Raw genomic sequence first — 23911 nt, forward strand, 5'->3', positions numbered from 1 at the left:
GGGTATTCGCCCCTTCGATATTTTCACTTCAATTGATTCAAACGATCTACCAATCCGCTCACGCGAAGCGTAGGGGTACGTATCGCATGACTTAATACTGTATCGCTGCAATACAGTGTCAAACGCTGGCGTGCGCGGGTAATCGCGGTATAGACCAATTCTCGAGTTAACACTGGCATGAACGTATTGGGTAGAACCAATGCAGTATGCTCAAACTCCGATCCTTGAGATTTATGTACGGTCATAGCATAAGCAGTTTCATGGCTGGGAAGACGACTCGGCTGCACCGATTTGATATTGCCGTCTGGTAATTGGAAATGCACCCGCAGCTCACCTTCAGGATCAAGCAAAGCAATACCAATATCGCCGTTGAATAAACCGAGTGCACTGTCATTAAGCCCTATCATCACCGGCCTGCCAACATACCAACGGCCCGATGGCCCTGGTGTTCGCTCTATTAATCGCTTGCGATGCAATAGTTGTTCGATTCGCTCGTTTAAGCCACTGACACCAAATGGCCCGGCGCGTAATGCGCATAACAGTTGATAGCGGCCAAATGCAGCAAGTACATCCACCGCATCAGCACCTGCGGCTGCCAGTTCAAGATAGTGCTGATAACCAGCAGCACAATCCTCCAGCAATACCTGATAATCATCGGAATCTGCCAGAGAAAAGCGCTCGATATCCGAATATGTACCGTTAAAAACGGCTAACGCATCACGATATCTCCCGGCATTAACCGCTAAAGCAAGTTGCCCGATACCGGACTTTTCATCGAAGCGGTAACTTTTGCGCAGCAAACACAAACTATCACGGACATTGACGGTATCTGTCTCCACCTCACCAATCGGGATGTTTCCCACCAATGTGCATCCCGTTAAGCGAGCTAACTGTTTAGCTCTAGGCGCGCTGTAACCCAACTCAGCAAAGCGACATATATCACCCAGTACAGCTCCCACCTCTACCGAAGCCAATTGGTCACGGTCACCGAGAAAAATCACCTGAGCTTTAGTGGGTAATGCTGCAATGAGCCGTGCCATCATGGGCAAATCCACCATTGATGCTTCATCAACCACCAGCACATCAAGGTTTAGCGGGTTACCACGATGGTACCGTAAGCGCTGGCTGTTAGGTTGTGCACCCAATAAACGGTGTAATGTGGATGCTTGATCTGGGAATAGCTTGCGTTCATCGTCAGTTAGTGAGAGCTGGCGAATGGCGTTCCCCAGCGATTCAGTTAACCGTGCGGCAGCTTTACCGGTTGGAGCGGCAAGTTGGATACGTAAACGTTGCCCTTTGCTCAGTTGTATCAATGCGGTCAATAACTTGGCTACCGTCGTTGTTTTCCCCGTCCCTGGACCACCGGAAATCACGGAAATACGGCGGGTAGCCGCTACCGCCGCGGCGACTTTTTGCCAGTCGACCTCATTTTCTGCCGGCCCAAATAGGCGATCAAGCGTATCTCTTAATAATGTTTCGTTGACATCTCTGGTTTCGCTGCCGCCACTGGTTTCGTTGATAAGCGACGCCATATTGTCACTGGCAATAAAGCGCACGACATCACCTTCGTATTGCCACATCCGTTGTAAATACAAACGGTCATTTTGCAACACTAAGGGGGTGGGTTGCGAACCATCGCTGACTGCCGGGGAGCTATTGAGTTTTTGTATCCAATGTAATTGATCTGGTGCACCGACAGCCTGCCACAGTGCTTGTGATAGCGCGGGCTGTCGGCCACCAAACAGCTGATCTGGCTGCAAATAACTCAATGGTAGACACACGTGCCCAGCACCAGCTTCAGCACTGAGAACAGCGGCTGCCAGTTGCAACATGGGATCATTATCACCGGCTATCATCCGCGAGAACTGAACATCCAGTGGCCGTAGTAAGTGGTCACGAACCGCTTGCTCCAGTAACGTCATCATATTGATGTGCCCTCACCGGTTATCGCCATACCACTGTTGTCACTAATATGCGGCCCTACTTCACCACCACTGAATAAACAGTCCATTCCCTCAATGAGCTCTCGTTCAGGGCGGCAGCTAAAAATGCCGTTCCCCGGATGCTGTTTATCAACACCACGCAGGAAGAGATAAATGACACCACCAAAGTCGCGCTGATAGTCATAATGACTCAACCGATGACGCAAATAGCGGTGTAATGCCAGAGTATAAAGCTGATATTGCAAGTCATAACGATGCTCAGCCATGGCTTGGGCCATCGCATCGTGGGTATAGGCACTGCTGTCCTCACCCAACCAGTTGGATTTGTAATCCAGTAAGTAATATTTGCCCTGCCAGCAGAAAACCAAGTCAATAAACCCTTTCAGCATTCCTCTGACTTGCTGAAAATCCAACACTGGGCACTGGCGAGAGAGTGGGTCATAGCGCTTGATTAAGGTATCTAGCTCACGGGCTTGCAGTAAAGTGTCTATCGGCAAATAAAATTGCAGCTCGGCTTGCTTGCTCTGTGGTGTCAATTGCGCCAATGTCACACCGGTTTCATTTAGAGGGGTTTGTACAATGTCTGTTAGCCACTGATACAGCATAGATGACCACTGCTCACCAAAGCCTTGTTGCTGTAATTGCTCAGTCAACCAACCTTGTTCAATCGGCTGGCTGAAATCCAGAGGTTCAAATAAATCATGCAAGAAAGTACCGGGCGCCGCACCTCGGGGGAAGGTATGAGGGGTTAACTGAGGCTCAGTTATTAATGTTTGCTCGCCAACAGCGTCAGTATCCAACCGTGGTAATAACTCCTGTAATAGCACACTCAGCGCCTGTGAGGCTACGCTTTTACTCGAACCATGCTGTTGTAGGCCGGAATAGCTGGTGACCCGCCAAAAATCGTGTATTTGGCGACTAAACTGGCGAGCAGCAAGGGCTGGCAACTCATCCTGCTGCGGTTGCCAAGGTGTCTCATCCAGTTGCCCGGCTTGTGAAACAGAAATCTCTCCATCTGCCAGCGCCGCCAACCCTGCCAATTTATCAGCAAGATATTGTGCATCTCCCGCCTGACCTTGTTGCACCAGATAGCCTAACGCGCTGAGATGCATATCACTTTCACCCTGTTTTTTTCGCCCCCTTTTAATCAGCGGGGCAATACCTATGCTGCAATGATAAACCGCACGGGTGAGTGCTACGTATAATAGCCGTAAGTCCTCAGCCAGACGTTCTTCCTCCGCCAAAGCCTGACTTTCTTCATCAGCATTCAGATCAAGTAATGCTTCAAAGCTGTGACGATCATGGTAAAGCACGTCTTGCTGCTGACGGAAATTGCCCACAAAAGGTAACCAAACCAGCGGGTATTCCAATCCTTTGGATTTATGGATAGTAATGACTTGCACCAAATGGCGATCACTTTCCAAACGAAGTTGTTGGTTATCAGACTGATGATTCGGTTGTGCTATTTGTTGCGCCAGCCAACGGATGAGTGCGTGCTCACTATCAAGCTGTGATGCTGCTTCTTGCAATAATTCGCCCAGATGCAGCAAATCTGTTAGCCGCCGTTCACCGCCCTGAGTTGCCAACAAATTCTCAGCTAAATGGCGCTGAGCCATAATCTCCCGCAGCACCGGGAGCACCCCACGGCGCTGCCAGTGTTGGCGATAACCATCGAACTCATCAACCAAAGCATCCCAAGCCCGCTCATCGTGATTCAACTCATCCAACATTCGCGCATCCAGCCCCAAGATGCCGGTTGCCATAGCGCTGCGTAACGCCCGCTCCTGCTCGGGAGCCAAAACAGCTTGCAATAGCCATAGCAGATCTTTCGCCTCCGCAGTATCAAATACGCTGTCACGGTTGGAGAGATACACAGATGGGATTGCCAATGCACTCAGGGCATCGCGCACCAGTGCCGCCTCTGCCCGACTACGCACCAATATGGTGATATCTGACGCCTGAACCGGCCTTGAACTTGTGGCTGTCACTAATTGTGCCAAACCTTTTTGCCCAGCAGTAAGCCAGTCTCGGATTTGGGCGGCACATTGCCGTGCCATTAATTGTTGGTACTCACTAACCCCGACACCCTCGCCTGGCTGTAACCAGAAAGACATAGCTGGCTGTTTTTTCCCTTTTATTTCAAATGATAACTGCTTATTTTTTTGCGCAGGTGCCACATTGATAAAGGGAATTTGTTGAAACAAAAAAGGAACGTCTACCAAACTAAACAGCCGGTTGACTGATTGCACCATCGGAAAGGATGAGCGCCAGTTAGTCTCTAATGTGTAGTGGGCACTTACTTCTGAGCGAGCACGAATATAAGTAAAAATATCGGCACCACGAAAAGCATAAATAGCCTGTTTAGGGTCACCAATCAGTAATAGGCCGCACTCTTCTTGCCCACCATAAAGTGTGTGGAAAATTCGGTATTGTTGCGGGTCGGTATCTTGAAACTCATCAATCATTGCTACGGGATAACGAGTGCGAATGGATTGAGCCAACAATTCTCCACCAGCTTGTTGCAATGCCGCATCCAGTTTACTGAGCAGATCATCAAACCCCAGCTCTGCCCTCTGGCGCTTTTCTTGCTGCACAGAGATTCGTATCTCGCTGATAGCTCGGGCTAAAATCAGATCTCTAAGTGTCAGAGGTTGTTCGAATATACGGTCTATAGCATGGAAGACATCGTGCTGGGGAGCCTCACCCTTTTTGGTTTTTTCAAATAGTACTGATTGGCGGAATTTCTCTAACTCTTTTGGCAACTGATAATCGCCGGTTTCCTGCTCAGCCCAGCTACCGACTTTTTCCAACCAGCCAGGTAAATATCGGGCACTGTAGCTGCGTTTATCAACACCAGACCCACTAATCAGCGCCTCTAACTCTGGAGCAGCTGCGCGCCATTGCGCCTTAACTGCTTCAATTTGTACCACTATCTGCTGATGTCGACTGAGTATCGTTTCATCATCACCAGGCGCTTGTCGAAATTTTGGCGTTTCACCTTGTAAGTAAGCAGAAAGATCTTTAAGTAATGCCTCTGGCCCACTCCACTCCTGGCTAACCGCTCTGGCAATAGCCAACGGGAGCGGATAGCAATGACGCCGCCAGAAATCGGCGCAAGCTTGCCTGCGTAATGGCTGTTCATCCTGCACCAAAGTTTGTTCAAATAAGATGCCAGATTCAAAGGCGTTGTTAGCCAACATACGCTGACAAAAGCCGTGAATAGTATAAATTGCCGCTTCATCCATCTGGCGCTCAGCTGCCAAAAGATCTGCGGCTGCTTTATTCAGATCGGTGATTTCCGCGAGTAAATCCTTATGCATCGGGTCATCGCTGACTCCCCGTACGCAGGCGATACGCAACTCATGAATATTGTCACGAATTCGCCCTCTCAACTCCTCAGTTGCTGCTTCGGTAAAGGTCACCACCAGGATTTCCTCGACCATTAAGGGGCGACGAAACGCAGCTTCCCCGCCTAAGCCAAGCAACAATCTGAGATAAAGAACCCCAATGGTAAAAGTCTTACCAGTACCGGCGGAAGCTTCAATTAGCCTCTCGCCATACAAGGGGAGCGTTAGCGGTTCCAGCCGCTGGGGAGTCATTGATGTCATGGAGCCAATACCTTCTGCGGTAAGGTTGCTTGCAAGGCTGACGTTGTTGGATAGGTCGTCCATCCTTTAAGCACCGCATACCCACCCGCGGTTTGCCCCTGACCTTTAACCTGAGAAAGCAGTGCCAAGCCTTGTGGTTTGATAACCGCTTGCTGGAAGAAATCTGCCAATGCCGTGTTCGTCAGCAGTTTCACCTGAGCGATCATTTTCTCACGGCTATCAAAGGCAAAATTATTGCGATTAAAATCATTGCTATATCGGCTAGCTTCTTCATCCAGCGTTTGTGGGCGTTGCAGTAATTGGTTGATTAACGCTTGTTTATATTGTTCAAAATCAGCCGGTTTCATTTCTCGCAGCCGCTTCTCAGCTTGTGGGTAGAATGCAAGATAGCGCTGATAAAGATAATCAGGCTGCTTGCTATTACTTTGCAGTAAGAAACCTAAGCCCCATTGACGCCCTACTGACATTGGGAAGGCAAATACCGCGTAGCCGAGTTGTTCTGCTGTGCGCAGTTGATCATAGAACCACGGCTGCACAATTTGCCCCAACAAGGCACTGTAAGCCATACCCTCAATTTCGGTATAACCCGTCGGCACATAGACGGCTGCCAGCGCAGCGTCAGAGCTGCTACCCAGCCGTTCCATATTGGCGAGCTGGGCTTTATCAACCACGACATCCTCACCAGTCCACCAGGTTGTTCCAGTCAAACTGAGTTGTTTTTTCAATGACTCGGCCAGAGATATCACCTGCTCGGCAGTCATATTGCCTACCGCTAAGACTTCTACCGCAGACTGCTTGAGCAGGTCATCGCGATAAGTCACCACATCTTGCACGCTGATGCTGTCCAGCAATTTACGTCGCTCGCTGCGTTCTGAATAAGGGACATGAGACAGTAACTTCGCTGGCTGAATAGCCAATTCATAAGCTTTACCCTTCTCAGCGACTTCCAATTGCTCACGATACCAAGACTTAGCTTGTGCCAATCTCTCTTTTGTTGGCGTGAAACTGGAATAACCTTCAACCAAAGAAGTCAGCAACTGCGGCATCCGCTGAGTGAAGCCATTTGCACTGACATACAAGCCATTATTCGGCGCTGTTGAGAAGCTGATCCCACCGATTGAAGCCTGATAACTCAACTCATCCAGTGACAGCCCAGCCAGATAGTCAGTCAAAGCAAAAAGAACCTGATGACGGGCGGTGTCCAGAGCATGTGGATTACGGAAAGCAACGGAGATATCGGCTTTCGGTTCGTCAGCAAAATACTGACTTGGCATATAGAACACCCGCAGCCCTGATTGTTCAGCCACTTTCTGTGGTCGGGTGATATTTTTATCAGCTTTGATTAAAGAGAAGTTATCCGGAATATAGGGGTTAAGTACCGGTAAACTCAGCGTGATACCTTTCCCCAACTTCTGCCATTCTTGCATCTCTTGTGGGCTGATTTTGTTGACCTGATAAGGTGCATCAACAAAATAAGCGACTTTGTTATGAGGTTCTTCTGGGCTGACAAACCAGATACGAGCATTTTCCGGTGTCATTTCAGCCAGTCGCGCAGCAATGGCTTTTGGATCATACTTGTCAGCCAGATAAGGGGCATCAAGCACATGCTCGACAGGCACCCGCAACATCATATCCACCAGCCACTCGATGTAATCCATATCCCGCGTGATTGAGGGATAGCGGAAATCCAGATTTAATACATGGGCGATTTCATCAAAATAACTCTTTTTAATGCCATCTTTGTGCAGCATGTTGATGTAATCAAAAATGGCCGCTACCACGACATCCCGATTAGCCAGGCCTTTATCGGTAAGGGATACTGAAATGGAGAATACGCCGCCATTTCTGTCTACCATCGGGTCAGCACCCGCATTGATTGCATCAGCCAGCCCTTGTTTTTGTAACCAGTCAGACAAGGTATCTTTGCTACGATTACCTATTAAATAACTGATATAGGTATCTGTTTTACTGCGAAATTCTGCACTGTTGTTTTCAATACGGAATTCGACTTTCAACTGTTTACGCGGTTGAGCTGGCACATAATGAATAATAATACCGGTTTGGTCTGCGGTGACCGCAGGGACAGTAATCGGCGGGACTTTTGCATCCCGGTTCGGGATACGACCAAAGGTATCAGCCGCTAATTGTGCCAATTGTTCCAAAGATTGATTGCTATACAGCACACCGACCATCAGGTTGGCGGAGTAATAACGGTGATAGAAGCTCAGAAGTTCATCATGCAATTTACCGTCTGGCTTATCTTTAAGTGTGTCCAGATTTCCGCCCGAAAAACGCGCGCTGGGATGAGCTGGATTAAGAGTTTCTGCATTCACCTGCGCCATGCGCATACCATCGCGAGAGCGGGCCATCGTCAGCTCTGCATTCACCGCATTGCGCTCACGATCGGCATTAATCGGGTCTAACAGCGGCTCTGCAATAGCATCGGCTAAACGATCAACTGCCGGAGCCAATGCATCATTTTCAATTTCAAGATAATAAGCGGTTCGATACGAAGCCGTACTCGCATTATGGCTACCACCATGCTTTTTCAAGAATTCAGAAAAACTACCTGGCTCAGGAAAACGCTTAGACCCCATCAGTAACATATGTTCTAAATAATGGGCTAATCCCAGTTGGTTATTAGGATCTTCCAATGATCCAACAGGCAATGCCAAAGCAGCTAAAGACTTAGGTGCTTGCTTATCAGAGACCAACAACACCGTCATACCATTAGGCAATTTTATTGCCTGATATTTACGCAGGTCATGTTCACTTTTGTGAATAACTTCTGCCAGTGGTTGCCATGCAGGAGTGTCAGCCCAACTTAATGGGGCCAGCAAACCTAATAAGAAAAATATGCCAATGATGCGGGCAAACTGTTTATGCATTCCGTTTCTCCCTTAACCCCTTCAAAATTGCCGCTAAAACCTATATCCGGCTTCTGGTATTCAATCTGCACTAAAATCTGGTTTGGTCATGCATAACTATCACGCCTTATTATGGCGAGCTATTGGTAATAAATAACGTTCAGTTTCATGTAATATCGTGTCGAGATGTTGGTTATCCATCAGGCTGAATACCCTTTGTATATAGTTATCCTCACCCTCTCCGGCAATCCGTTGGTCACCTTGCCAAACCTGTAAAAGTTTCATTCGGGCTTTGGTTTGTATTTCTTCATCCCACAAAATTTGCCCCGACTCGCGATCAAAACACTGACTCAACCATGCCCAGCCGCTTTTACTCAGCAGTAGTAAAGGTTCGCACATACCTTGCTGATAGCCACTGATTAACTGCTGTAAATATTGCCGTGCTTCATTGCAATCCAGTGGGGCATAACGCCATGCAGTTCCTTTACGCCCATACATCCGGCTTTCACCCTCACCGCCTGCGGCGCAATACACCAAATGTTCAATCCATAATAGAAGCCCATCGACCGCCGTAAGTGCCGCTGGCCTCCAGCGAACTAAGCCATCTTCCTGAATTTGATGCATCCATCCAGTCAGGGTGGTATCGCCAAACTCAATATTTAGCTCAATACTGTGGCTCTCTTTGCGTTCAACACAAATTTGTTCAGCTAATGGCAGCATTTCTTCTTGCTGACTTTCCCAGTAAAGCTCGCCAAAAGAACCATAAGGAAGATTGCCCGCCGCACGGGCACGGGTGAAGACAGTATTGATATCACTTTCTTCTATCAATGCATTCAATAGTTGAGTATTAAACTGATAACGGTTGAGGTTATCCAAAGTAAAGGGTTCTTCATCAGGTAGTTCCGTTTCTTCAATAACGAAATTCACCCCCAATCGGAGTTGGAAAAAAGCCCTCACAGGGTGGCGATAGAAGCGGATTAATTCATCAAGAGTGATTTCAGGTAAGGGTTCTGGCGGCAGAGGCTGATTAAATTCTGGGTGCGCCGCGCCTCTGGACTCAGCAGCAGGTAACCATTCAGCGGCATAGCTTTGTAACTCACTATTTTGGGTAAAATTCTCTGCTGCAAACGGCATACGCGCATGCCAGCAGAGTAAATGTTGAATGACCCGCTTGGCACTATCATCAGCACTGAGTTCTTCATCACCTGGCAAGTGATAACTTTGGGAAATGTATTCAATCAACTCACTAACCAGAACTGAAGGATAGCGCTTACTGTTGTCTTGAATCGAGCGCCCGATATAACTGATATAGAGCTGCTGCTGGGCAGAGAGTAATGCTTCGAGGAACAGATAGCGGTCGTCATCACGGCGGCTACGGTCACCGCGCCGAACCTGTTTAGCCATCAAATCAAAACCTAGCGGTGGTAGTGTTCGTGGGTAAACACCGTCATTCATTCCTAATAAGCACACCACTTTAAACGGGATTGAACGCATCGGCATCAGTGTACAGAAATTGATTGGCCCTGCGAGGAAGCGCTGGCTAATACGTTCATTGTCCAGACGCGAAGCCAGTTCATCCCGTAACAGATTCAGCGGCACAATATCAGGATATTGGGCAGCAATACCATAGCTGATAACCTTCTGCCATTGCTGCTCAATCAGAACCAGCACCGCTTCAGTATCATTATCGGGTTCAAAGAAGGTATCTAATAATTGACGGCATAATGGTAGCCATTCACTGAGTGAACGAGATTCGCTTAATTGCTGTCGCCACTGGCTCAATTGCATCAACATATCCGCTAATTGCCCGGCAAGCTCAGCCGCTAAACCGCTGGATTCGTCATAGGGCAAAACCCCTTGCCAGTCACCGGCATTGCTGTCCATAGCATAACCCAGCAGCATTCTAGTCAGGCCAAAATGCCAGGTATGCTGACCGGTTGCGGGCAGAGACAACTCGCGCACATTGTCATCATCTAATCCCCAGCGGATACCTGACTCATCAACCCATTGCCGTAAACGGCGCAATCCATCTTCGGTAATACCAAATTTATTGGCTAAAACAGGCACTTCCAGCAGGGCTAATACCTGCTCAGAAGTAAAACGGCTCTGGGGCAAATCAAGTAGAGAGATAAAAGCCTGAAGTGCAGGATGTGCCTGGCTAGCCTTGCGGTCTGAAATCGCAAATGGCAAATAGCGATCCCCTGTAGCATTACCAAATGTGGCCTGAATATAGGGGGTATAGCTATCAATGTCAGCGACCATGACAATAATGTCACGCGGAGTCAGTTCGGGGTCAGCCTCTAATAATCGCAGCAGATTATCTTGTAAAACTTCAACTTCGCGCTGAGGGCTGTGGCAGACGTGCATGCTTAGGGAGCGATCCCTGAGATCTAATACTCGTTTTTGGTGGCTATGCGCTAATGTCTCTGGCGTAGTACCAATAATGGCGTGATCTTCAAGCTCTAGCATATCGTGTTGAATACCATGTAATAGGTTATCAGGTTCGATATCCACAAAAGCATGAACCTCTTGGATCTCATCAACTTGGGATAACAGATACATGTGGTCACGACCAAGTCGCCCCCATGAGGCTAATAACGGGTTACTAAGATCTTGTTCACCATCAGCATTAAATAGTTGCTCCGCCTGCTCAGGGTCACGGAACAGTTTTACTTCCACCGACTCACGATAATGTCTGCGTTTACGGCTTTGCAGCTTGGCCAGAAAAGCATAATCCTGAATGTCTCCCCAGAAATAACGGCACGGGTTAGTAAACATCAAATGAATATCGATGTGTTTACCCAGTGCTTGTAAGGCCTGTAAATAGATTGGGGGTAAAGCGGATATGCCACAGATGAATACTCGTTTGGGTAGCCCTGTCGGACAAACATCGGATTCGAGAAGTGTGCGAATAAAACGCTGATAGAGATTGGCGCGGTGCCATTCCGGTTGTTCTAATTGGCGGGTATAGCGCGTTAATTCAACCCACAGTAAAGCTTGCCACTGCTGGGCATCATCCAAATTATCAATGAGTTGACCACGTTCCCAACTCTCAAGCCATTCTGGGCGGTACACCAGATATTGGTCAAAAAGGTCAGCGACGCGTGCCGCAAGTTGGTGAATTTTACGTTTATCGCTATCATCACTTAAATAGCGTTTCATCGCAGAAAATACCGGATTCTCCAATAGGTCAGGCAATAACCACATGAGTTTCCATGTCATGGCATCTTTGCTAAATGCGCTTTCTTTTGGGATGCCGGGTAACACGCGGGTAAACATTTCCCAGATAAAGGTCGCAGGCAATGGAAATTCAATATTAGCTGCAATACTAAATTGTTGAGCCAATTGCATTTGTAGCCATTGGGCCATACCTGGGCTTTGCACCAGTACCACTTCTTGCTGAAAAGGGTTATCCAACGGTTCTCGTTCTATCAGCGCAGTGGTTAGCGCTTTGAGTAAATCCAATTGATTAGAATGATAAACCGTGAACATGATGACTCCCTTAAGGCACTATGGAGAATATCCATAAATGATTAAACCAGCTAATTATCACTTGTGGATAAATCCTGAGGTTTAATACTCTAACTTGATAATGAATGAGCGCAATAGGTTATCGTCATTATCCTATTTATAGCCATACCACTAACTCCCTTCACTCGTATGACAAAACCAGCGACTTAATTCTGCCTGCTGCTTCGGTTGTATTCTCAGGGTAAATGTAAACTCCGTGCACTCCCCATCAATTCGCTTTATAAACTGATGGTATTGCCAGTGAGGTTTGATTCCGGAGGTAAGTGCCTTAGCAGGCTTGTCACCACCACTGTCAATATGCTGATTAAGCAAAGACCACGCCTGACGTTGTTGCCATAAAGAAGAAAAACCCTGCAAAAGTGCCTGATGGTATTGCAGTAATCCCAGCAGCGAGACCGAGAAAAAAAGTGCTGCAATTAAGGCCTCTGGCAGGCTAAACCCCTGTTGGATTTGATTTTTAGCATACCGTCGCCAGACACAATATCTTATTAAAGGCAAAATTTAGCATCCTTGTCCGGGCAAAAATCCAGCCAACCATGAGCAGCTTTCACCAATCGATACTGTCCTTCATTTCCTTGTTCTGCATTCAGTTTAGTTCGTTGGTAAAGCATCAAAGGCGGCTGAGTTCCGAAAGATTGGCTTTCTCCCCTAAGAATAAAAAAGCCAGCCAGCGATGACGGTCTAATACAGGCTTTTAAGCCATATTGTGGCTGCTCATGACAATGCCATACTGCTCCCCTCTGCCACTGCAAGCTGAATGACCAATTCTGGGTTACGCCCCAATTCAATGATGATGTCGCCTGATTAAAGGCACGCAAGTGGCGCTGTTCCTCCGCGGTAATTTTATGAATATTATCCAATTGTCGATGTAAGGCTGACAGCAAAAATAAGCCAAGCGCAAAAAGAGTAGCGATGGCAGCCAAAGTACTCGTCCCCCGCTGTTGCTCCAGTCTCATAAATTATCCCCACGAATGGTATAAGTCAGTTGACGGTGTATTGTCGGATTACCTCTTTTTTGTCCCGCCAATTGCACGCGATAAACCTGATCTGAGGTTTGCTGTGGCAATCGGCTAACAGAAAAATGCGTAATAGTGATGTCTTTCGGATCAAGCAGCTTTTCCCAACCACCGCCAGAACAGTTCAATTTTCCGCGTTGGCTTTCTAATGTTTTTTTACGTAGGCGATAACCAAAGTATTCGGACTCCTGATGTTTTGCCCCTTCCCAGCGACCATTGCGGTTGAGGTCATAAGCAACAATCAGGCAAGAGTTTGAGGCTTCACTTGGGTAACTAGCTGTTATAATTGCCTCTCCCTGACACTCGCCGTGACAAAATCCCGCCCGCCGAAGATCCTTTTCCAATACCGCCATAACCTGACTGAGAGCTAACTCCAGATGATAATGTTGCTGCAATATTGATATTTGCTTGTGTAATTGGGGGAAAACTTGTGTGGCGGCCATAATAATCATACTACCAACACCCAATGCCAGCATCATTTCTGGCAAGGTAAAACCGGCCCTGTATTTATGCGAAAAATGACTTGGTACGCAGACATCCAGCTTCTTTGTTATTTCTGGCATAAATGAATCCCTGCTATTGATTGCCCCTCACTACATAGTCGGATTCGCCCACGGCTGGAGATAATTAACCGGATATGCCCCGCCGGGTTACTGAGCATAATATTTCCTGCCTGCGCCGTATTTCTGATGCCATAAAAACCAATTTCTTTATTTAAAGAAATCGTAATAGAAACATCAGGATAAGGTGGAGTAAATATTCCCCCCTCTAATAAAGAACAGGCTATTGTTGGCTTATTACCACTGCCTAAACACCCCTGCCCGTCTTGCCGTATCCACAATAATGTTGTGCTATTGCTGCGATTAGCCTTGGCCTGTAAATGTGTTAGAAAGGCAAGTAACTGGCGAGCACTGTCCGCGAGCCTCTCCCGCTGTCGGTAATGGTGCCAACTCTGCGCACCCCATACTGTCATGATACCGGCCAAGGCAATGACTAATAGCAGTTCAATAAGGCTAATACCTTTTTGTTTTTTAATAATATTTCCGCTGATCAAACGCAGTTTATTGAGTCGTAGATTGGTTTTCATGGCGTGAGTTTACGTCGTGAAAAATTGAGATCCAGTAGCCGTTAATTAAGGCTGGAAGTGGTACGCAAAATTTTATTTATAGCGACAGAAATACCAATAAAGGTGCGGCGCGCTTCGCAGTTTTTTGCCAATAGACGTAGTAGATAAAATGAAAGGAATGGCTATTAGAGGGGGTGTTGCAGGCTAATGATTAGTGGGTATATACCGGAGCCAAACGGCTCCGGTAAAACATCAGATAGCAATCGGGGCTTTGATGCCAGGGTGAGGGTCATACCCTTCAATTTCAAAATCTTCGAAACGATAGTCAAACAATGAAGCAGGTTTACGTTTGATAATCAGTTTTGGCAGCGCCCGCGGTTCACGGCTTAATTGCAGGTGAGTTTGCTCAATATGGTTGCTGTATAAGTGCGTATCGCCCCCCGTCCAAACAAAATCACCCACTGCCAAATCACATTGCTGCGCCATCATATGTACCAGTAATGCATAGCTGGCAATGTTAAATGGTAAGCCGAGGAACACATCGCAAGAGCGTTGATATAGCTGACAAGATAGCTTGCCATCAGCCACATAAAACTGGAAGAAAGCATGGCACGGTGCCAAAGCCATTTGATCCAACTCACCCACATTCCATGCAGAAACGATGATACGACGGGAGTTTGGGTCTTGCTTAAGCTGTTGCACTACCTTACTCAGTTGGTCAATCTGGCGGCCATCAGCAGCGCCCCAAGCGCGCCATTGCTTACCATAAACCGGGCCAAGATCACCGTTTTCATCGGCCCACTCATCCCAGATTGAGACGTTATTTTCCTTCAGATAACCAATATTGGTATCGCCATTGAGGAACCATAACAACTCATGAATGATGGAACGCAAATGGCAGCGCTTGGTGGTTACCAGCGGGAAACCATCTTGTAAATTGAAACGCATCTGATGCCCAAAAATCGACAGCGTCCCAGTACCGGTGCGGTCATCTTTAGTAGTGCCTTCTTCCAGCACTTTTTTCATCAAATCCAGATACTGTTTCATGTTACCTCACGAAAGTTGTTGCGCAGGACGGCGATACGCCCAAATCATCATAATGATACCGGCCAGAATCATAGGTACAGAGAGGATCTGCCCCATGCTGATCCCGCCGTCGAACAAGCCAAGCTGGGCATCAGGCTGGCGGAAACATTCCACAATAATTCGGAACGCACCATAACCAATCAGGAACAGGCCTGAAACACTGCCCATAGGGCGCGGCTTGCGGATAAACAGGTTCAAGATGATAAACAGCACCACCCCTTCCAGAATCATTTCATATAATTGCGAAGGGTGACGTGGCAATACACCGTATTGATTGAAGATTGCCTGCCATTTAGCAGGGTCTGCGGCAACAATCGCAATATCTTCGCCCCGAGAAGTCGGGAACAGCATCGCCCATGGAGTATCCGTTGTGACCCGGCCCCACAGCTCACCGTTAATAAAGTTACCCAAGCGGCCAGCACCTAAGCCAAATGGAATCAGTGGAGCAATAAAATCAGCAACCTGGAAGAAATGGCGCTTGGTACGGCGAGCGAACCACAACATCACACAGATAACACCAATCAAACCGCCGTGGAATGACATGCCGCCATCCCACACCTTAAACAGGTAGAGTGGATTATCGAGGAACAGCGGCAGGTTATAGAACAGAACATAACCAACACGCCCCCCGACAAATACCCCGAGGAAGCCGGCGTAAAGGAGATTTTCAACTTCTTCTTTGGTCCAGCCGCTGCCCGGCTTATTGGCCCGACGAACCGCCAACCACATAGCGAAGACGAAGCCCACCAAGTACATCAGGCCATACCAATGCAGGGAAACCGGGCCAATTGAGAAAATGACCGGATCGAATTTAGGAAACGCCAGATAGCTATTGCTCATCTATCACCACGAAATGTCTCATATTTTGAGAGAATTAATGTTCTTGCCCGGTTAGGGCTTCAGGTTGCGCATAATAGCATAGCCTGGGGGCACTCAGGGGAGCTACAGTAGGTAAAGTTCTGTAACATTACTTTCCACCGCGAATCAAACCGCCTAACCCTCTACGCTCCATAAATGCCGCTGTCAGATGGCGTACATCCGTGGTCATTTGGGCGTTTAATACCCGCTCCGCCAAGGCTTGTGCGTCCACTAAGTCGATATTGCGCAGCAGATATTTAATGCGCGCCACACTGCGGCCATTCATACTGAGGTTGCGGTACCCCAGCCCAACCAGCAGCAAAGCCCCCATCGGGTCGCCCGCCATTTCACCACATAAACTCACTTGCAGGCCAGACTGTGTCGCTTGAGCTAAAATGTGGCTCAGCACTTGTAACATCGCCGGATGCAAACTGTCATACAGTGAAGCAACTCGTGTGTTATTACGGTCTACCGCCAGTAAATATTGCGTCAGATCGTTGGTACCAACCGAGATAAAATCGACTCGTAATTTTAGATACGGCAGCATAAATATCATGGCCGGCACTTCAACCATCACACCCAATTTGGGCTGTGGCAATTCGTAGCCCAAAACTTCCTGAACTTCACGGCCAGCACGATCAATCAGGCGTTTTGCCTCATCGACTTCTTCCAAACTGGTGATCATCGGCAATAAAATACCCAGATTACCGGTTCCGGCATTAGCCCTAAGCATCGCTCTGACTTGGATCAAAAAGATCTCTGGCTGATCGAGCGTAACACGGATACCGCGCCAACCCAGGCAGGGGTTCTCTTCACTGATCGGCATATAAGGAAGCTGTTTATCCGCACCGATATCCAGTGTTCTGAGTGTGACCGGTTTGTTCGGGTAAAGCTGTAACATGCCTTGATACTGTGCCACCTGCTCTTCCTCTGATGGGAAGCCACTTTGCAGCATAAAGGGAATCTCGGTGCGATAGAGGCCCACGCCATCCACTCGCCCGCCCAGCAGTTGTTCATGTTCCGGGCTAAGGCCCGCATTGAGCATCACCTGGATCCGCTCACCACTTTTCAGTGCGGCAGGTTGCTCAACATCATCTTCAGCCAGCTTACTAAGCTCAATCTCTTCCGTGACCAGCCGTTGATACTCTTTGACCAGCACCGGCTCAGGATCAACCAGCACTTCGCCGCGATAACCATCAACAATCAGTAACCGCTGGTTCAGCAACGCAGGTTGAATATCTGCGCCCATTACCGTCGGGATCCCCATAGCGCGCACCAGAATGGCGGCATGGGAGTTAGCTGCACCATCCCGCACCACCACACCGGCGAGGCGATCTTGTGGTACTTCAGCCAATAATGTGGCGGTTAACTCATCGGCAACCAGAATAAAACGCTCAGGCCACTGGCTGGCACCAGAAGTGCTGTCGTCGAGATGAAACAGCAAGCGCTGACCCAATGCCCGCAGATCACTGGCGCGCTCGCGCATATAAGTATCTTGCAAGCTGGCAAACTGCGCGGCAAATTGTTCGACGACTTGCTTAACCGCCCATTCCGCCACCGATCCGGCATCAATTTGAGCGAAAAGTTCGCGCTTTAGGCGAGCATCATTAAGCAAGTGAGAATAGAGATCGAAAATCGCCGCACTCTCTTTTTGTGAGCTGGCGGCGAAGCGCTTACTAAAGCGACGGAATTCGGCTGCGGCTTCCTCCAGCGCTTGTGTTAGGCGTTCACGCTCTTGAGCAGTATCGAGTGTTGAGGCCTCGTAGACCAAATCGAGGGAAGGCTGCGAAGTATCCTGCCAACCCTCTGCAACCGCGACCCCGGGTGCCGCAGCGAGTGCGCGGATCCGCGTTTGTCGGTATTGGCCAAAAATGGCATTAAGTTGAGATTGAGAAAGAATGCCCGCCAGTTGTGTTGCCAGCGTGACCATGAACGACTCTTCGCTCTCATCAAACTGACGATGTTCACGTTGCTGAACCACCAGCACGCCCAGCAATTGGCGACGATAAATAATAGGCACCCCGAGAAACGCCCGGAAGCGATCCTCTTTAACTTGGGGAACATATTTAAAACTGGGGTGACTCTGTGCATCAGCCAAGTTAATAGGCTCGGCCAGGCGCCCTACCAACCCGACAATTCCTTCGTCAAAGGCTAGCGTAATGGTGCGACCACGGGGCTTTTTCAAACCCCGTGTTGCCATTAGGTAGTAACAACGGCGGTCATTATCTGCCAGATAAATCGAGCAAACTTCCGTGTCCATCGCCAGACAGGTTTCATTGACCAACAGCTCTAACGCATCCGTTAGGCTAGTTGCCATCGCCACTTTCTCAACTATTTCTCGCAAACGCGTGAGCATGATCGGCTTAACTTAACCTCTTTTACGGCGATAAGCTGGCGGTACCCGTGGCGGAGCTGCCTCCTGCACAGGCATTACGGTTGGAGCAAATTCTTTCATCACGCGACGATAAACATCCCGTTTAAAGGACACCACCTGCCGCACCGGATACCAATAACTGACCCATCGCCAGCCATCAAACTCCGGAGTACTGCTGCGTTGCATGTTGATATCGGCTTCATTACACATTAACTGTAGTAGAAACCATCGCTGTTTTTGGCCGATGCATACCGGCTTTGTATCCCAACGCACCAAACGTTTTGGTAATTTGTAGCGTAACCAGTTACGGGTTGAAGCCAGAATTCGGACATCCTTTTTGTTAAGTCCTACTTCTTCAAAAAGTTCACGATACATTGCCTGCTCTGGTGTTTCACCGGGGTTTACCCCCCCTTGAGGAAACTGCCAGGAGTGCTGACCGTAACGCCTGGCCCACAACACTTCTCCCTGCCGATTACAAATTACAATACCCACGTTCGGGCGGTAGCCATCATCATCGATCACCGGACTACCTCGATAAGCTTAAAACTCAAAGATGCTCTGATTGTTTCACACTAGCAACAGGCGGTAAACCACTGCTTATCCACCAACGAAACCTGATAACTCTGGGATAACTCACAGATATTGGCAAAGTTATAAACACCCTGAGGACTGCCTCCCCTATTTTATTCACTTTTTCTGTGGATATAGGTGTGCAGAACTCTAGGGAAAAGCAGGTACAACTCATTTTAACGTAATTATACGCCAAAAATATCTAAAAAAATAAGTGATTAATTTCAACAAAATAACAGGTTTCCCACAGGTATTTACGTCACTAAAATGTGATCTACATCCGTTTTGGATCCGAGGCTGGCTAAAGATCCATCAATGTAGTTTTTATCCACAGATAATGAGGCAAAGTTATGCAAAAAACAGCAAAACGCGCAAAAAAACCTGCCGTCAAGGCTGTAAATTGAACCAGTGATCGTAATTTATTGGGGTTATCCAATAAATCTGTGGATAAATAGGTGTAAGATCCTGTTCATTATTCCTGTCAGCAGGTGCACAAGATAGTCAGAGTAAAAGTATTTACCGGGCGGAAGGAAAGAAAACTTCCGTTAAATCATGCTATTATTTGTTTCTGCTGGACGGGATAACAATACATCTACGGTCACTTTTATTTCAGCTCACTTTTTAACCGACTTTAGCAGGTTTCCACTCTATGTCTGTTTATTCATTGCCCCCGGCACCGCCTACTGATGAACATCAACTTTTTCAACGTGCTGAAGCACTCTCAGGTTTTACTCTCGGCGAATTGGCAAGCAAAGCGGGCTGGAACATTCCAGCGGATTTAAAACGGATAAAGGGCTGGGTGGGTATGTTGCTGGAATTCTATCTGGGGGCCAGCGCGGGCAGTAAACCTGAACAGGATTTTGCCGATATTGGTATCGAGCTGAAAACCATTCCTATCAGCGCCCAAGGCAAACCGCTGGAGACCACTTTCGTCTGTGTTGCCCCCTTGACCGGTAATAGCGGCATCACTTGGGAAAGTAGCCATGTACGGCATAAATTGGCCCGCGTGTTGTGGGTGCCCGTCGAAGGTGAACGCCAAATTCCGTTAGCACAGCGCCGGGTCGGTGCTCCTTTATTGTGGAGCCCGAATGAGGAAGAGGAAGAATTACTGCGCCGCGATTGGGAAGAGTTAATGGATCTTATCGTTTTGGGGAAAGTTGAAACTATTACGGCTCGCCATGGCGAAGTCTTACAGTTGCGCCCGAAAGCCGCCAACAGCCGTGCATTAACTGAAGCCATCGGCGAACACGGGCAGCCCATCATGACCTTACCTCGCGGTTTTTATCTGAAAAAAACCTTTACCGGCCCGATGCTGGCCCGACACTTTTTGCTTTAACAGATGAATCCTATTATTCCGCTGAACCAATAAACGCGTATAATTGTATCTTTGTGTTTCCGCAAACTCCGTAATTTCCTTAAGGTGTAAGGCACAATGTTTGAATGGATTGCCGATCCAAATGCCTGGTTGGCGCTAGGCACACTGACTATCCTCGAGATCGTTCTCGGCATAGACAATATTATTTTCCTTTCTTTAGTGGTCGCTAAATTACCTAAAGCGCAGCAAAACAAAGCCCGTCGCCTTGGGTTGGCCGGTGCGATGCTTATGCGTTTGGCATTACTGGCTTCTATCGCCTGGGTTATCCGCCTGACTGAGCCGCTATTTACGCTGGCTGGTCATGGCATCTCGATGCGGGATCTCATTTTGCTGTTGGGTGGCTTGTTCCTGATTTGGAAGGCTAGCAAAGAAATTCATGAAACCATTGAGGGCAGTGATACCGAGCACAGCAGTAATGTCAGTTCTTTCTTTGCGGCTATCGTGCAAATCATGCTGTTGGATATCATTTTTAGCCTGGACTCGGTGATAACTGCGGTAGGGCTGTCAGATCATCTGTTTATTATGATGGCCGCAGTCGTCATTGCCGTGGGCGTAATGATGTTTGCTGCCCGGCCGATTGGTGAGTTTGTTAACCGCCATCCCTCCGTCAAAATGCTGGCATTATCTTTCCTGATTTTGGTCGGGTTTACCCTGATGTTGGAAAGTTTCCAGATTCATATTCCGAAAGGCTACATCTACTTCGCCATGTTCTTCTCAATGGGTGTTGAAACCCTCAACCTCATGCGCGGAAAGAAAAATAAGCCAGTAAAATAAAAATATCGTGGGTGCGATTCGTCGCGCCCCTTTCCCACTATTTTCTGCACTTTTTCTTTGTACTCTTCCCCCTGCCGCAGTGCTTAGTTATAGTCGGATAAGGCGGGTTTGACTTAGCCTGATAACTTCAGACACAAAGGAAGGTCGGCAATGCAATATCATCGTATCCCCCACAGTTCATTAGAAGTAAGCCTGCTGGGTCTGGGCACCATGACTTTTGGTGAACAAAACAGTGAAGCCGATGCCCATGCTCAACTGGATTATGCCGTTGCAGCCGGTATTAACTTAATTGATACCGCAGAAATGTATCCGGTTCCCCCAAAACCTGAAACCCAAGGGTTAACCGAGCAATACATTGGTAGCTGGATAAAAGCCCGCGGTAGTCGAGACAAAATTATTTTAGCCAGCAAAGTCTCCGGGCCGTCACGCGGAAACGATAAACCTATTCGCCCGAATATGGCACTGGATCGAAAAAACATCCGTGTTGCACTGGAAGATAGCCTCCGACGTCTCAATACCGATTATCTCGATATTTATCAGTTACATTGGCCACAGCGAGAAACCAACTGTTTTGGTAAACTGAATTATCGTTACAGTGAACAAACCGCTGTGGTCACCTTGCTTGAGACACTGGAAGCGCTAAACGAGCAGGTGCGCGCCGGTAAAATCCGCTATATCGGGGTTTCGAATGAAACACCTTGGGGGGTGATGCGTTATCTGCAACTGGCAGAAAAGCATGATTTGCCGCGTATTGTGTCGATTCAAAATCCCTACAGTTTGCTTAACCGCAGTTTTGAAGTAGGTTTGGCCGAGATAAGTCAACACGAAGGAGTGGAACTGCTGGCTTACTCTAGCCTGGCGTTTGGCACTCTGAGCGGTAAATACCTCAATGGTGCACAACCTGCCGGGGCGCGCAATACCTTATTTAGCCGATTCACCCGTTATACCGGGCCACAAGCTCAATTAGCCACAGCTGAATATGTGGCGTTGGCAAAACGTCATGGGCTGGATCCCGCACAGATGGCACTGGCTTTTGTACGTCAGCAACCTTTTGTTGCCAGCACATTGCTGGGTGCAACCACATTGGAACAACTGAAAAGCAATATTGATAGCCAGGATGTGGTGTTGAGTCAGGAAGTATTGAATGCATTGGAAGAGATTCATACCCGCTTTACCTTCCCTGCACCATAATTTCTGTTCGATTCAATCGCCAAAAGGCCGCTTAGGCGGCCTCAGACTGCTGACAAACCTCGACGACTCGATATTGTAAGGTGAAGACAGGTAGAAGAGTAAAGCGTCCGCGCCAAGGATAATGAAATGGACGCTCCAACTTTTACGGCATCAGAGTGCCTAAATGTGAGTGTTAAAACTCAGAAGAAGGAGCGTCCACATGAAAGTATCTACTCTTGGTATCGACTTGGCAAAAAATGTTTTCCAGCTTCATGGTGTCGGCTGCAACGGTCAAACTGTTCTTAAGAAGAAACTCACCCGCGATAAATTCCTTCCTTTTCTCATGCAACTTGAACCTTGCTTGATTGGCATGGAGGCCTGTGCTTCCAGTCATCATTTTGCGCGTGTTTTACGGCAGTATGGGCATGAGGTTAAACTCATTCCCCCTCAGTATGTGAAACCTTATGTCAAAACGAATAAGACAGATGCCGCTGATGCAGAAGCCATTTGTGAAGCTGTTGCACGGCCTAATATGCGTTTTGTTCAGATTAAAACGGCAGAGCAACAAGCTATTCTGGTGCTGCATACCGAGCGAAATATCCTTATCCGCGAACGCACTGCTTGTGCTAATAGTATGCGGGCCATTTTGGCTGAATTTGGCATTATCATGCCTCGCACATTAAGTCAGCTGTATAAGAAAGTCCCTGAAATACTGGAAGAATATGATAACGAGTTATCACCTTTTGTCCGTTGTAGTGTCGCACGTCAACTTGAACACCTTCAGGGTGTGGAAGATCAAATCACGTTGATCGAACAAGAACTTAGCAGTTGGGCAAAAACACAACCCGCCTGCCAGCGGGTCATGAAAGTCCCTGGTGTGGGATTGATGACGGCGACCTACCTTGTGGCGTCAGTGGGGAATGGGCAACAATTTCATTCAGCGAAACAGTTTGCTGCCTGGTTGGGATTGGTGCCGAGAGAGTTCTCCAGTGGTGGTAAGCAGAGATTGGGCCGAATCAGCAAAAGAGGTGACCGCTATTTCCGTTATCTTCTGGTCCATGGTGCGCGGGCAGTTGCAGCTGTTATTGAGAGACACAAAGACAATATGCCGTGGCTTTACAGGCTGTTGAGTAAAAAGGCCTATAACGTAGCCGTTGTGGCACAGGCCAATAAAACGGCACGTATTTTGTGGTCGATGCTGGTTCATCATACGGAATATCGAACCTTATCCGCGGTTTGAGATAATCTCAAACACGGACAAGGCTCAAGAAAAAAAGTGAATACGTTTCAGGTAATTGCAAGTGTAATTATTGAGATGGCAAAACAGGTAAGACCGCAAGTGAGAAACTCCGTGAGCCGCCGGGGCATTTGGCCCGTAAGGATGATAGGAACTCACTTGGCGGATTTCATCATGGTTCGGGCGCAATCGCGCCCATAAAGAAACCGGATATATGGCTGCAATACCTGAGCGCTATTTTCAAGAAAAAACACTTGGTTTATTGGGAGCGTCCATATAGGGCGCGGCTCGAGCCCCCAGGGAAGGGTTTACGGCGTCTTTACGATCTACCTGTTTTCACCGCTGCGGGCACTTCGGTGGCTCACGCTACTACGCCCCCAACGGCACGATTCCCCTTCAGTTGATTTTGTCAGCCGTCTGCAAACATCTCGATGCG

16 protein-coding genes are annotated in these 23911 nt (G+C 48.0%); 4 read left to right on the plus strand and 12 right to left on the minus strand.

What is annotated here, in order from left to right; genetic code table 11:
- Window positions 1–23: 23 nt before the first annotated feature.
- The 12 genes from recD to rppH all read right to left on the minus strand — a co-directional run bounded on the left by recD (window position 24) and on the right by rppH (window position 18871).
- Window positions 24–1925 (minus strand): exodeoxyribonuclease V subunit alpha, encoded by a 1902-nt coding sequence (gene recD / locus FGL26_RS11265; protein WP_032912815.1) that lies wholly within the window; start codon window positions 1923–1925, stop codon window positions 24–26.
- A complete protein-coding gene (recB, locus tag FGL26_RS11270; protein WP_032912817.1) occupies window positions 1922–5551 on the minus strand; it encodes an exodeoxyribonuclease V subunit beta in 3630 nt (1209 codons plus the stop codon). The genes recD and recB overlap by 4 nt, the downstream gene beginning before the upstream one ends.
- Entirely contained in the window at window positions 5548–8439 is a 2892-nt protein-coding gene (ptrA, locus tag FGL26_RS11275) for a pitrilysin (RefSeq protein ID WP_005173294.1), read from the minus strand. The genes recB and ptrA overlap by 4 nt, the downstream gene beginning before the upstream one ends.
- Window positions 8440–8538: 99 nt before the next feature.
- Window positions 8539–11910, minus strand: a complete 3372-nt coding sequence (gene recC / locus FGL26_RS11280) for an exodeoxyribonuclease V subunit gamma (RefSeq protein ID WP_005173298.1) — start codon at window positions 11908–11910, stop codon at window positions 8539–8541.
- A gap of 150 nt (window positions 11911–12060) precedes the next feature.
- Window positions 12061–12447 (minus strand): prepilin-type N-terminal cleavage/methylation domain-containing protein, encoded by a 387-nt coding sequence (locus tag FGL26_RS11285; RefSeq protein WP_005173300.1) that lies wholly within the window; start codon window positions 12445–12447, stop codon window positions 12061–12063.
- Entirely contained in the window at window positions 12438–12905 is a 468-nt protein-coding gene (locus FGL26_RS11290; RefSeq protein WP_005173304.1) for a YgdB family protein, read from the minus strand. The genes FGL26_RS11285 and FGL26_RS11290 overlap by 10 nt, the downstream gene beginning before the upstream one ends.
- Window positions 12902–13528 (minus strand): prepilin peptidase-dependent protein, encoded by a 627-nt coding sequence (locus tag FGL26_RS11295; RefSeq protein WP_005173306.1) that lies wholly within the window; start codon window positions 13526–13528, stop codon window positions 12902–12904. Before FGL26_RS11295 ends, FGL26_RS11290 begins: the two co-directional genes overlap by 4 nt.
- On the minus strand, window positions 13516–14052 hold the full coding sequence (locus FGL26_RS11300) for a prepilin peptidase-dependent protein (protein WP_005173310.1): 537 nt from the start codon (window positions 14050–14052) through the stop codon (window positions 13516–13518). Before FGL26_RS11300 ends, FGL26_RS11295 begins: the two co-directional genes overlap by 13 nt.
- A 231-nt stretch (window positions 14053–14283) precedes the next feature.
- Complete coding sequence (gene thyA / locus FGL26_RS11305; protein ID WP_005165383.1) at window positions 14284–15078, minus strand: thymidylate synthase; 795 nt, start codon at window positions 15076–15078, stop codon at window positions 14284–14286.
- 6 nt (window positions 15079–15084) lie between these two features.
- Window positions 15085–15957: a prolipoprotein diacylglyceryl transferase gene (gene lgt, locus FGL26_RS11310; RefSeq protein WP_005173313.1), complete on the minus strand. Its 873-nt coding sequence runs from the start codon at window positions 15955–15957 to the stop codon at window positions 15085–15087.
- Between the two features lie 127 nt (window positions 15958–16084).
- Window positions 16085–18331 carry a phosphoenolpyruvate--protein phosphotransferase gene (gene ptsP / locus FGL26_RS11315; protein WP_005173314.1) on the minus strand — a complete coding sequence of 749 codons (2247 nt, stop codon included), beginning with the start codon at window positions 18329–18331 and terminating at the stop codon, window positions 16085–16087.
- A 12-nt stretch (window positions 18332–18343) separates the two neighbouring features.
- Window positions 18344–18871, minus strand: coding sequence for an RNA pyrophosphohydrolase (gene rppH, locus FGL26_RS11320; protein ID WP_138060238.1), 528 nt, complete (start codon window positions 18869–18871; stop codon window positions 18344–18346).
- A 697-nt stretch (window positions 18872–19568) separates the two neighbouring features.
- Between rppH and mutH the strand changes: the two genes are divergently transcribed.
- From mutH to FGL26_RS11345, 4 genes are all read left to right on the plus strand, one after another.
- Complete coding sequence (gene mutH / locus FGL26_RS11330; RefSeq protein ID WP_005165371.1) at window positions 19569–20255, plus strand: DNA mismatch repair endonuclease MutH; 687 nt, start codon at window positions 19569–19571, stop codon at window positions 20253–20255.
- A gap of 96 nt (window positions 20256–20351) precedes the next feature.
- Window positions 20352–21068, plus strand: a complete 717-nt coding sequence (locus tag FGL26_RS11335; protein WP_005173317.1) for a TerC family protein — start codon at window positions 20352–20354, stop codon at window positions 21066–21068.
- A 150-nt stretch (window positions 21069–21218) separates the two neighbouring features.
- Entirely contained in the window at window positions 21219–22259 is a 1041-nt protein-coding gene (locus FGL26_RS11340) for an NADP(H)-dependent aldo-keto reductase (protein WP_005173327.1), read from the plus strand.
- A 199-nt stretch (window positions 22260–22458) separates the two neighbouring features.
- Entirely contained in the window at window positions 22459–23478 is a 1020-nt protein-coding gene (locus tag FGL26_RS11345) for an IS110-like element ISYen1 family transposase (RefSeq protein WP_080287090.1), read from the plus strand.
- Window positions 23479–23911 lie beyond the last annotated feature (433 nt).

This window comes from Yersinia enterocolitica subsp. enterocolitica, from assembly GCF_901472495.1.
GTDB lineage: Bacteria > Pseudomonadota > Gammaproteobacteria > Enterobacterales > Enterobacteriaceae > Yersinia > Yersinia enterocolitica.

Excerpts from the sequence above, each read along its gene's own strand:
- recD (WP_032912815.1), bottom strand. The coding sequence starts at position 1,925 with ATGATGACGTTACTGGAGCAAGCGGTTCGTGACCACTTACTACGGCCA.
- recB (WP_032912817.1), bottom strand. The coding sequence starts at position 5,551 with ATGACATCAATGACTCCCCAGCGGCTGGAACCGCTAACGCTCCCCTTG.
- ptrA (WP_005173294.1), bottom strand. The coding sequence starts at position 8,439 with ATGCATAAACAGTTTGCCCGCATCATTGGCATATTTTTCTTATTAGGT.
- recC (WP_005173298.1), bottom strand. The coding sequence starts at position 11,910 with ATGTTCACGGTTTATCATTCTAATCAATTGGATTTACTCAAAGCGCTA.
- FGL26_RS11290 (WP_005173304.1), bottom strand. The coding sequence starts at position 12,905 with ATGAGACTGGAGCAACAGCGGGGGACGAGTACTTTGGCTGCCATCGCT.
- FGL26_RS11295 (WP_005173306.1), bottom strand. The coding sequence starts at position 13,528 with ATGCCAGAAATAACAAAGAAGCTGGATGTCTGCGTACCAAGTCATTTT.
- FGL26_RS11300 (WP_005173310.1), bottom strand. The coding sequence starts at position 14,052 with ATGAAAACCAATCTACGACTCAATAAACTGCGTTTGATCAGCGGAAAT.
- thyA (WP_005165383.1), bottom strand. The coding sequence starts at position 15,078 with ATGAAACAGTATCTGGATTTGATGAAAAAAGTGCTGGAAGAAGGCACT.
- lgt (WP_005173313.1), bottom strand. The coding sequence starts at position 15,957 with ATGAGCAATAGCTATCTGGCGTTTCCTAAATTCGATCCGGTCATTTTC.
- ptsP (WP_005173314.1), bottom strand. The coding sequence starts at position 18,331 with ATGCTCACGCGTTTGCGAGAAATAGTTGAGAAAGTGGCGATGGCAACT.
- mutH (WP_005165371.1), top strand. The coding sequence starts at position 19,569 with ATGTCTGTTTATTCATTGCCCCCGGCACCGCCTACTGATGAACATCAA.
- FGL26_RS11335 (WP_005173317.1), top strand. The coding sequence starts at position 20,352 with ATGTTTGAATGGATTGCCGATCCAAATGCCTGGTTGGCGCTAGGCACA.
- FGL26_RS11340 (WP_005173327.1), top strand. The coding sequence starts at position 21,219 with ATGCAATATCATCGTATCCCCCACAGTTCATTAGAAGTAAGCCTGCTG.
- FGL26_RS11345 (WP_080287090.1), top strand. The coding sequence starts at position 22,459 with ATGAAAGTATCTACTCTTGGTATCGACTTGGCAAAAAATGTTTTCCAG.